The sequence below is a fragment of the Mycobacterium sp. TH-M106 genome (assembly GCF_057473765.1).
In genome coordinates, this window is the sequence record NZ_JBYCLE010000452.1 from 1 (window position 1) to 9,821 (window position 9,821).

Below are 9,821 nucleotides of genomic sequence, written 5' to 3' on the forward strand. Positions count from 1 at the left end.
TGCCGCTGCTGTTGCTGGTCGGGCTGTTCGTGATGTTCTCGCGGATGCAGGGCGGGGCCCGGATGGGCTTCGGTTTCGGCAAGTCGCGGGCCAAGCAACTCGGCAAGGACATGCCCAAGACCACCTTCGCCGACGTGGCCGGTGTCGACGAGGCGGTCGAGGAACTCTACGAGATCAAAGACTTCCTCCAGAATCCGTCGCGCTATCAGGCACTAGGCGCCAAGATCCCCAAGGGCGTGCTGCTCTACGGGCCGCCGGGCACCGGCAAGACCCTGTTGGCTCGTGCGGTGGCCGGTGAGGCGGGCGTGCCCTTTTTCACCATCTCCGGATCGGACTTCGTCGAGATGTTCGTCGGCGTGGGCGCGTCGCGGGTCCGGGACCTGTTCGAGCAGGCCAAGCAGAGCGCCCCGTGCATCGTGTTCGTCGACGAGATCGACGCCGTCGGCCGCCAGCGCGGCGCCGGCCTGGGCGGCGGCCACGACGAACGCGAGCAGACCCTCAACCAGCTGCTGGTGGAGATGGACGGCTTCGGCGATCGGGCCGGGGTGATCTTGATCGCGGCCACCAACCGGCCCGACATCTTGGACCCGGCGCTGCTGCGGCCCGGGCGTTTCGACCGGCAGATCCCGGTCAGCAACCCCGACATCGCTGGCCGGCGCGCGGTGCTGCGGGTGCACGCCAAGGGCAAACCGATGGCCCCCGACGCCGACCTGGACGGGCTGGCCAAGCGGACCGTCGGGATGACGGGTGCCGACCTGGCCAACGTGATCAACGAGGCCGCATTGTTGACCGCGCGGGAGAACGGCACCGTGATCACCGGCCCGGCGCTGGAGGAAGCGGTGGACCGGGTGATCGGTGGCCCGCGCCGCAAGGGCCGGATCATCAGCGAACAGGAGAAGAAGATCACCGCCTACCACGAGGGCGGTCACACCTTGGCGGCGTGGGCGATGCCGGACATCGACCCGGTCTACAAGGTCACCATCCTGGCCCGCGGACGCACCGGCGGGCATGCGGTGGCGGTGCCGGAGGAAGACAAAAGCCTGCGCACCCGCTCGGAGATGATCGCGCAACTGGTGTTCGCGATGGGCGGGCGCGCCGCCGAAGAGCTGGTGTTCCGCGAGCCGACGACGGGCGCGGTGTCCGACATCGAGAAGGCCACCCAGGTCGCCCGGGCAATGGTCACCGAATTCGGCATGAGCGCCAAGCTCGGTGCGGTCAAATACGGCACCGAACACGGCGACCCGTTCCTGGGCCGCACGATGGGCACCGCGCCGGACTACTCGCATGAAGTGGCCCGCGACATCGACGACGAAGTACGCAAACTCATCGAAGCGGCGCACACCGAGGCATGGGAGATCCTCACCGAATACCGCGATGTCCTCGACACGCTCGCCGGTGAACTGCTGGAGAAGGAGACCCTGCACCGCGCGGAGCTGGAGGTGATCTTCGACGGCGTCGCCAAGCGACCGCGGCTGACGATGTTCGACGACTTCGGTGGCCGCACCCCCTCGGACAAGCCGCCGATCAAAACCCCGGGCGAACTGGCCGTCGAGCGTGGTGAACCGTGGCCGCCACCGGTGTCGGAGCCGGCTTTCAAAGCCGCCATCGCGCAGGCCGACCGGGACGCGCAGGCCGCACAGGCCGGGGCCGGCCGCACCCCCACCGGCGGCAACGGCTCATACGGTCCGCGCGACGGTCGTGATCCCGGCGCCGCGGAGCAGCCTGACCAGGGTGGCACCCAACCCGATTACGGCGCCCCGCCCGGCTGGCATGCCCCCGGTTGGCCACCACCCGCGCCGAGCTACTGGCATCCCCCGCCACATCCGGTTCCGGGCCGGCCACCGCCGGCGCGTCCATCGGCCGCCGGGAAGCCGGCCGACCGGCCGAAAGGGGACGTCAATGCGGCCGAACCGCCGGCCGGCGATTGAGAAAACGAGGGTTGGCATGGTTTCACCGGCACAGGCGAGCCTCCGCGCGCCGGTGTTCGACCAGGCCCGCGCGGAGGCCGCGGTCCGCGAACTGCTCTACGCGATCGGTGAGGATCCGAGCCGGCACGGTTTGACGGATACGCCGTCCCGGGTGGCTCGGACCTACCGGGAGATGTTCGCCGGGCTCTACACCGACCCCGACACCGTGCTGGAAACCACCTTCGACGAGCAACACGACGAACTGGTGCTGGTCAAAGAGATCCCCCTGTATTCGACTTGCGAACACCACCTGGTGTCGTTTCACGGTGTGGCGCACGTCGGCTACATCCCCGGCGAGGACGGCCGGGTCACCGGCCTGTCCAAGCTGGCGCGGGTGGTCGACCTGTACGCCAGGCGCCCCCAGGTGCAGGAGCGGCTCACCGGCCAGATCGCCGACGCGGTGATGCGCAAGCTCGACCCACGCGGAGTCATCGTCGTGATCGAAGCCGAGCACCTGTGCATGGCGATGCGTGGCGTGCGCAAGCCCGGTGCGATCACCACAACCTCGGCGGTGCGGGGTCAGTTCAAATCCGACAGCGCATCTCGAGCCGAGGCACTGGAACTTATCCTGCGCAAGTGAGCCCAACGCACGTGCAGGTGATGGGGGTGGTGAATGTCACCGCCGACTCGTTCTCCGACGGTGGGCGCTACCTGGACACCGAGCGCGCCGTGGAACACGGCCTGGCTCTGGCCGCTCAGGGTGCGGCGATCGTCGACGTCGGGGGCGAGTCGACGCGGCCCGGTGCGGTCCGGGTCGACCCGCGTGTGGAGACCGCACGCGTGGTTCCCGTGGTGAAGGAACTTGCCGCGCAGGGCATTACGGTCAGCATCGACACGATGGATGCCGGCGTCGCGGGAGCTGCGTTGGATTGCGGTGCCAGGATGGTCAACGATGTGTCCGGTGGACGCGCCGATCCCGCCATGGCGCCGTTGCTGGTCGGGGCCGGTGTCCGGTGGGTGCTGATGCACTGGCGGCCGGTGGGCAGGGATCTCCGGGACCGCCCGCACCGGGTGCCGCATTACCGTGACGTGGTGACCGAGGTCCGCGACGAGTTGATCGCCAGCGTCGACCGGGCGGTCGGCGCCGGTGTCGACCCGTCGGAGCTGGTCATCGATCCCGGGCTCGGGTTCGCCAAGACGGGTTGGCACAATTGGGCGCTGCTGCAGGCGCTTCCGCTGCTGGTCGCCACCGGCATACCGGTGCTGGTCGGGGCGTCACGCAAACGATTTCTGGGTACGCTGCTGGCCGGACCCGACGGCGTGCCGCGGCCGCCGGACGGTCGCGAAACCGCGACCGCTGTGGTCTCGGCGCTGGCTGCCCTGCACGGAGCCTGGGGGGTGCGGGTGCACGACGTGCGAGGCTCGGTAGACGCGCTCAAGGTTGTCGCGGCCTGGGCGGAAGGAGGCACGAAGTTCGATGACTGATCGCATCGAACTGCGCGGCTTGACCGTCCGCGGCAACCACGGCGTATTGGCGCACGAGCGAGCCGACGGGCAGGAATTCGTCGTCGACGTTGCGGTCTGGATGGACCTGACCGCGGCCGCCGCCACCGACTCGCTGTCGGCCACCTACGACTACGGGGTGCTAGCCGAGCGCGCGGCTGCCATCGTCGCCGGGCCGGCCCGCGCCCTCATCGAAACCGTCGCCGATGAGATCGCGCGGGACGTGATGAACGACCAGCGGGTGCAGGCCGTCGAGGTGACGGTGCACAAGCCGCATGCTCCGATCCCGCTGACCTTCGCTGATGTGGCGGTGGTGGCGCGCCGGTCGCGCGGCGCCGAAGGAGGGCAATGACTCGGGCGGTGTTGTCGATCGGGTCCAACCTGGGTGACCGGCTGGCGCGGCTGCAGTCAGCGGCCGACGGGTTCGGCGATGCGGTGCGCGCGGTCTCCGGTGTGTACGAAACCGAGGCGTGGGGCGAGGTGGATCAGGGTCGGTTCCTCAACGCGGTGCTGATCGTCGACGACCCGGCCCGTAGCGGCAAGGATTGGCTGCACCGGGCCCACGAACTGGAGCACGCGGCGGGCCGAGTGCGTGGCCAGCGCTGGGGGCCGCGGACGCTGGACGTGGACCTGATCAGTTGCGCTGAGACGGCCCGTCAGCCGGGCGGCGAAGCAGTGCAGACCGAGATTCTCTCCCGCGACAACGGCCTGACCCTGCCGCACCCACTAGCTCATCTGCGCGCGTTTGTCATGGTGCCGTGGCTGGCGATAGAACCGGACGCCGAGCTGACGGTGGCCGGCCGGAAACGATCCGTGGCGAGCTTGCTCGCCGAACTCGACCCCGCCGACCGCGCGACCCTGCGATTGACCGAATTGGTGCTGCACGATCGGGTCCGCGAGACCTGATGGGGCCGACCCGCAAACGTGACCTGGCGGCCGCGGTGGCGGGTGCTGCAGCTGTGAGCTATCTGCTGGTCGAGCTGTTGTACCGGTGGTTTCCGCCGATCACCGGCGCGACCGGCCTGTCCCTGCTCGCCCTGGCGATCGCCGAGGCGGGATGGGGCCGTTACGTCCGGTCCAAGATCGACGACGGCAAGGTCGGGTGCGGACCCGGCCGACTGCATCCCATTGCGGTGGCGCGCAGCGTGCTGATCGCCAAAGCCTCGGCGTGGGTGGCGGCGCCGGTGCTGGGGTGGTGGGTCGCGGTGCTCGTTTATCTGTTGCCGCGGCGTTGCGTGCTGCGGGTCGCGCACGACGACATCCCGGGCGTCGTGGTCGCGGCCGTCAGTGCGTTGGCCTTGTTGATTGCCGCACTGTGGCTCCAGCATTGCTGCAAGTCACCGGGGAATCCCACCGAGCCGGGGGCGCGGGCCGAAAATCAGCTCGGGTGAGAATCGCCGAAGCGGGCCGACACGCGCAACGCCCTAAGACCGGTAAAGTCGGGCCATGCGCGCCGTCGACGACGCAGAGCGGAGCGATGAGGTGAGGACAGCGCCCACCTGGGGAGGAGAGGGGGTACCACCCGCTTGCGGGGGACGGCGCAGATGACGACCCGGGTGCGGCGCGTGGATCGCAGGCCGGGGTGGGGGCTGTCAACGGCGTTGCTGGCGCTGGCGATTGCGGCCAGTTCCGGCTTGGTCTTCACGTCCCGGGTGGAGCTGCTGAAGCTGGCGGTGGTCCTGGCACTGTGGGCCGCCGTCGCGGCAGCGTTCGTGTCGGTGATCTATCGGCGGCAAAGCGATGCCGACCAGGCCCGCGCGCGTGACCTGAAACTGGTCTACGACTTGCAGCTGGACCGCGAGATTTCGGCGCGGCGGGAATACGAGCTGACGGTCGAGTCGCAACTGCGCCGTGAGTTGGCCGCCGAGCTGCGCGCCCAGGCCGCCGACGAGGTTGCGGCGTTGCGGGCTGAACTGGCGGCGCTGCGGACCAACCTGGAAATCTTGTTCGACGCCGACCTAGGCCACCGTCCGGCGTTGGAGACCGAGCGCACCGCCGTTCGCGCCTACAGCGATTGGGCCCGCTTCGACGGCGACAGTGCCGACGGCGAGTCTGGCGCCCGGCTGTCGCACGTTGCGGAGAGCTCCGCGGCGATGCAGCCGGACGACACCGCCGGCCGCACCGCGGAGAACCCGATCATCGACGTGCCGGAGGTGGGCGTACCGGCCGGCTTAGTACCGCCGGTGCCGCCGGTGCCGTCAGCTCCCCCGTGGCCGCGGCAGTCGGACGCTGAAACCGCCCACGGAAATGCCAAGGCGTACCGCGGCTCGCACCGGCGCGCTCCCGACGACGGGTCTACCGCACCCAGCGCTGACTGGCAACCGGTTGCCGCGGAAGGAAAATGGCTGCCGCCGGGGGCGCCGGGTAGCAACTGGACTGCGGATGACGGGGATTTCGTGGATTCCGTGGATTCCCGGGTGAACTCCCACGGCACCGCGGGCACTGGCCAACCTGGCCAACCTGGCCAACCTGGCCGACCTGGCCAACCTAGCCAACCTAGCCAACCTGACTACCGTCTCGACCGGTCAGCGGCGTTCAACGAACCGGCTTCCCGACACGGCCGGCATTCCAGTCCAGCCGGCCCCGCGCCCGGCTCGTCCGGCTGGCGGTACGGCGGGGGCGACCGCGCGCATGCTCGCCACTCAGCGGAGTCGCCGGGCTACCCGACCGAGGCCGGGACGACCTCGATCATTCCGCGGGTGCCGACCACCTCGCCGCCGGAGCCTTCGGTGCCGCCCGGCATGGCTCGCCATCGCAGCACGGAGCCGGGCGGCACCGAAGGTCCGCGACCGGAGACTGGCGGGCAGTCGGTCGCCGACCTGCTGGCGCGACTGCAGACCGGCTCGACCGGAGGCCGGCGACGGCGTCGTAAGCAGTAGCAGCGCTGCCGCAAGAGGAGAAGCTCCATCCGGCTCGAGGGCCTGCGCCGCCGGCTGGATAGAATCTTGCCGACCGTCCGGTACCCGCGTCGCGGGACTGGAACGAACCAACAGAACTTGCGAGGTCGTCTGCGGTGGTGCAGTTCGACGGATTGCGGCCGGCCCGGCTCAAGGTGGGTGTCATCTCCGCCGGCCGGGTCGGCACCGCGGTGGGCGTCGCACTCGAGCGCGCCGATCACGTCGTGGTGGCCTGCAGCGCCATCTCCGAGGAGTCACGACAGCGCGCGCGGCTGCGGCTGGCCGACACTCCGGTGTTGCCGGCTCATCAGGTGGCCGCAGACGCTGAGCTGTTGCTGCTGGCTGTCCCGGACACCGAGCTGGGTGCAGTGGTGTCGGGCCTGGCGGCCACCCGCGCGGTACGGCCCAGCACCATCGTCGTGCACACATCGGGGGCCAACGGCATCGGCGTGCTGGAACCACTGAGTGCGCAGGGCTGCCTGCCGCTGGCTATCCACCCGGCGATGACCTTCACCGGTGCCGACGAGGACATCAGTCGGCTCTGCGGCACCTGCTTCGGGATCACCGCGGCCGACGAGGTCGGGTATACCATCGCCGAGTCGCTGACCTTGGAGATCGGTGGTGAGCCATTCCGGGTCGGTGAACAATCGCGCGCCCTCTACCACGCCGCGCTGTGCCACGGCGGCAACCACGTCGTCACCGTGCTCGCCGACGCGCTGGAGGCGCTGCGGGCGGCGCTGCCAGGACTGGGGGCACCGCCCGCTTGCGGGGGACTCGGCGGCAGTGAGCACAGCGACCCCGACGGCATCGCCGAACGCATTCTCGGACCGCTGGCCCGGGCTGCGCTGGAGAACGCCCTGCAGCACGGGCAGGGCGCGCTCACCGGCCCGGTTGTGCGCGGGGACTCGACTGCGCTTGCTGCGCATTTGGTAGCCCTGGCCGGGGTCGACCCGGAGTTGGCCCGGGCGTATCGCGACAATGCGCTGCGCACCGCCCGACGGGTACACGCCGCCGATGATGTGTTGGCGGTGCTGGCACCGTGACGGTCAACGCTTCTGAAGCCTGCCCGACTTTCGTCAGGGGCCGGCTCAACGTCTACACCGAGCCCGACGCCGCCGCCCGGGTCAGCCGCGCACTGCGGCGCACCGGTCGTCGGGTGATGCTGGTGCCCACCATGGGTGCACTGCACGACGGGCACCTCGCCCTGGTTCGCGCCGCCGTCCGGGTGCCCGGATCGGTGGTGGCGGTGTCGATTTTCGTCAACCCACTGCAGTTCGGTGCCGGCGAAGACCTCGACGCTTATCCGCGCATCCTCGCCGACGACCTGAGCCTGCTGCGCGGTGCAGGTGTCGAGATGGTCTTCACGCCGACCGCAGCGGCGATGTACCCCGACGGGCCGCGCACCGCGGTGCGCGCCGGCCCGCTGGGCGCCGAACTCGAGGGTGCCGCCCGGCCGGAGCACTTCGACGGCGTGCTGACCGTGGTGTTGAAGCTGCTCCAGATCGTGCGGCCCGACCGGGTGTTCTTCGGCGAGAAGGACTATCAGCAGCTGGTATTGGTGCGCCAGATGGCTTCCGACTTCAACCTCGACGTGCAGGTGGTCGGCGTGCCCACCGTGCGCGAAGTCGACGGCCTGGCGATGTCGTCACGCAACCGCTATCTCAACCCGGCGCAGCGCAGCGACGCCGCGACGCTGTCGGCGGCGCTGCACGCCGGCGCGCATGCGGCAGCCGGCGGAACGGAAGCTGTGGTCGCGGCGGCGAATGCAGTGTTGGCACCCGTGCCCACGATCGACGTCGACTACCTGCTGGTCCGTGATCGCGTGCTCGGGCCGGCGCCACCGCACGGGCCGGCCCGGCTGCTGGTCGCGGCCGAGGTCGGTGCGACCAGGCTGCTGGACAACGTCGCTCTAACGATCGGAGCTCCCGCCGGAGCTGACGAAGCGGATCTCTGCCACTAACCACCTCGGAGGAATTGATGTTGCGGACGATGCTCAAATCGAAGATTCACCGTGCCGTCGTCACCCAGGCCGACCTGCACTACGTCGGCTCGGTGACCATCGACGCCGATCTGATGGACGCCGCAGACCTGCTCGAAGGAGAGCAGGTGACCATCGTCGACATCACCAACGGCGCTCGCCTGGTCACCTACGCGATTGCCGGGGAGCGTGGCAGCGGCGTGATCGGAATCAACGGTGCTGCAGCGCATCTAGTGCATCCGGGTGACCTGGTGATCCTGATCGCGTACGCGACCATCGCCGACGACGAGGCGCGCAGCTACCAACCCCGCATTGTGTTCGTCGATGCCGACAACAAACCGGTCGACCTGGGCCATGACCCGGCCTTCGTCCCCGATATCGAACTGGCCGGAATGGCCAGCCTAGCTTCGCCCAGAAGTGCAGGCTGACAGTGTTGTTGGCAATCGACGTCCGCAACACCCACACCGTCGTCGGACTGCTCTGCGGGTCAGCGGAGCATGCAAACGTCGTGCAGCGGTGGCGGATTCGCACCGAAGCGGAGATCACCGCCGATGAGCTGGCACTGACCCTCGACGGTCTGATCGGTGACGACGGCGAACGGCTGACCGGCGCGGCAGCGCTGTCCACGGTGCCGTCAGTGCTACACGAAGTGCGGCTGATGCTGGGTCAGTACTGGCCGTCGATCCCCTCCGTACTAATCGAGCCGGGTGTGCGCACCGGAATCCCGCTGCTGGTCGACAACCCCAAAGAAGTCGGCGCCGACCGGATAGTGAACTGCCTTGCCGCATATCACAAATTCGAGACCGCGGCGATCGTCGTCGACTTCGGTTCGTCGATCTGCGTCGACGTGGTGTCGGCCAAGGGCGAATTTCTCGGCGGCGCCATCGCACCGGGGGTCCAGATTTCGTCGGATGCCGCCGCGGCCCGATCGGCGGCGCTGCGCCGGGTCGAACTGACCCGGCCGCGCTCGGTGATCGGCAAGAACACCGTCGAGTGCATGCAGGCCGGTGCGGTCTTCGGCTTCGCCGGCCTAGTCGACGGCCTGGTTCGCCGAGCACGGGAGGAATTGGACGGTTTCGCCGACTCCACCCGTAGTGATGTCACGGTGGTGGCGACCGGATACAGCGCGCCGCTGCTGCTGCCCGAGTTGCACAACGTCAGCCACTACGAGGCGAACCTGACCCTGGACGGCCTGCGGTTGGTGTTCGAACGCAACCGGGACAACCGGCGCGGCGGCCTGCGGACGGTGCCCTGAGCCGCCCTGAGCCACATTGAGCCGCCCCGAGCCGCCCCGAGCGGCATTTGTGTCGGCGACATTGCCGCAGTGGTTGTGGTTGGGGTCCCGATCACGACCATGACCGACCATGACGGCAATCTCGACGCGCTGACATGGCTTAAGCTGGCACGTCGTGAGCGGTGCCGATGACGCGCTTCCCGAGCTTCCCGAGCTTCCCGAGCAGTTCCGGATTCGTCGCGACAAGCGGGCACGGCTGTTGGCCGAAGGCCGCGACCCCTACCCGGTCGCGGTCGACCGGA

At 69.3% G+C, this 9,821-nt stretch carries 12 protein-coding genes; all 12 read left to right on the plus strand.

From position 1 onward, the window contains the following. The coding region (gene ftsH, locus AC2VOP_RS16085; RefSeq protein WP_486961912.1) for an ATP-dependent zinc metalloprotease FtsH at window positions 1-1,928 on the plus strand (1,928 nt) is incomplete at its 5' end. 16 nt (window positions 1,929-1,944) lie between these two features. Continuing rightward, entirely contained in the window at window positions 1,945-2,547 is a 603-nt protein-coding gene (folE, locus tag AC2VOP_RS16090; RefSeq protein ID WP_486961913.1) for a GTP cyclohydrolase I FolE, read from the plus strand. Then, window positions 2,544-3,392: a dihydropteroate synthase gene (folP, locus tag AC2VOP_RS16095; RefSeq protein WP_486961914.1), complete on the plus strand. Its 849-nt coding sequence runs from the start codon at window positions 2,544-2,546 to the stop codon at window positions 3,390-3,392. Before folE ends, folP begins: the two co-directional genes overlap by 4 nt. Further along, on the plus strand, window positions 3,385-3,762 hold the full coding sequence (gene folB, locus AC2VOP_RS16100; RefSeq protein ID WP_486961915.1) for a dihydroneopterin aldolase: 378 nt from the start codon (window positions 3,385-3,387) through the stop codon (window positions 3,760-3,762). The genes folP and folB overlap by 8 nt, the downstream gene beginning before the upstream one ends. Further along, window positions 3,759-4,316 (plus strand): 2-amino-4-hydroxy-6-hydroxymethyldihydropteridine diphosphokinase, encoded by a 558-nt coding sequence (gene folK, locus AC2VOP_RS16105; protein WP_486961916.1) that lies wholly within the window; start codon window positions 3,759-3,761, stop codon window positions 4,314-4,316. The genes folB and folK overlap by 4 nt, the downstream gene beginning before the upstream one ends. Beyond that, window positions 4,316-4,801 carry a DUF3180 domain-containing protein gene (locus tag AC2VOP_RS16110; protein ID WP_486961917.1) on the plus strand — a complete coding sequence of 162 codons (486 nt, stop codon included), beginning with the start codon at window positions 4,316-4,318 and terminating at the stop codon, window positions 4,799-4,801. The genes folK and AC2VOP_RS16110 overlap by 1 nt, the downstream gene beginning before the upstream one ends. A 153-nt stretch (window positions 4,802-4,954) precedes the next feature. Next, entirely contained in the window at window positions 4,955-6,289 is a 1,335-nt protein-coding gene (locus AC2VOP_RS16115; protein ID WP_486961918.1) for a DUF6779 domain-containing protein, read from the plus strand. Between the two features lie 134 nt (window positions 6,290-6,423). Further along, on the plus strand, window positions 6,424-7,350 hold the full coding sequence (locus AC2VOP_RS16120; protein ID WP_486961919.1) for a Rossmann-like and DUF2520 domain-containing protein: 927 nt from the start codon (window positions 6,424-6,426) through the stop codon (window positions 7,348-7,350). After that, the gene (gene panC, locus AC2VOP_RS16125; RefSeq protein ID WP_486961920.1) at window positions 7,347-8,267 is read left to right on the plus strand and encodes a pantoate--beta-alanine ligase; all 921 of its coding nucleotides are present in this window, start codon (window positions 7,347-7,349) and stop codon (window positions 8,265-8,267) included. The genes AC2VOP_RS16120 and panC overlap by 4 nt, the downstream gene beginning before the upstream one ends. 17 nt (window positions 8,268-8,284) lie before the next feature. Next, window positions 8,285-8,713 carry an aspartate 1-decarboxylase gene (gene panD / locus AC2VOP_RS16130; protein ID WP_486961921.1) on the plus strand — a complete coding sequence of 143 codons (429 nt, stop codon included), beginning with the start codon at window positions 8,285-8,287 and terminating at the stop codon, window positions 8,711-8,713. A gap of 2 nt (window positions 8,714-8,715) precedes the next feature. After that, entirely contained in the window at window positions 8,716-9,540 is an 825-nt protein-coding gene (locus tag AC2VOP_RS16135; protein ID WP_486961922.1) for a type III pantothenate kinase, read from the plus strand. 154 nt (window positions 9,541-9,694) lie between these two features. Further along, a partial coding sequence (locus AC2VOP_RS16140) for a hypothetical protein (RefSeq protein ID WP_486961923.1) occupies window positions 9,695-9,821 on the plus strand: 127 nt, incomplete at its 3' end.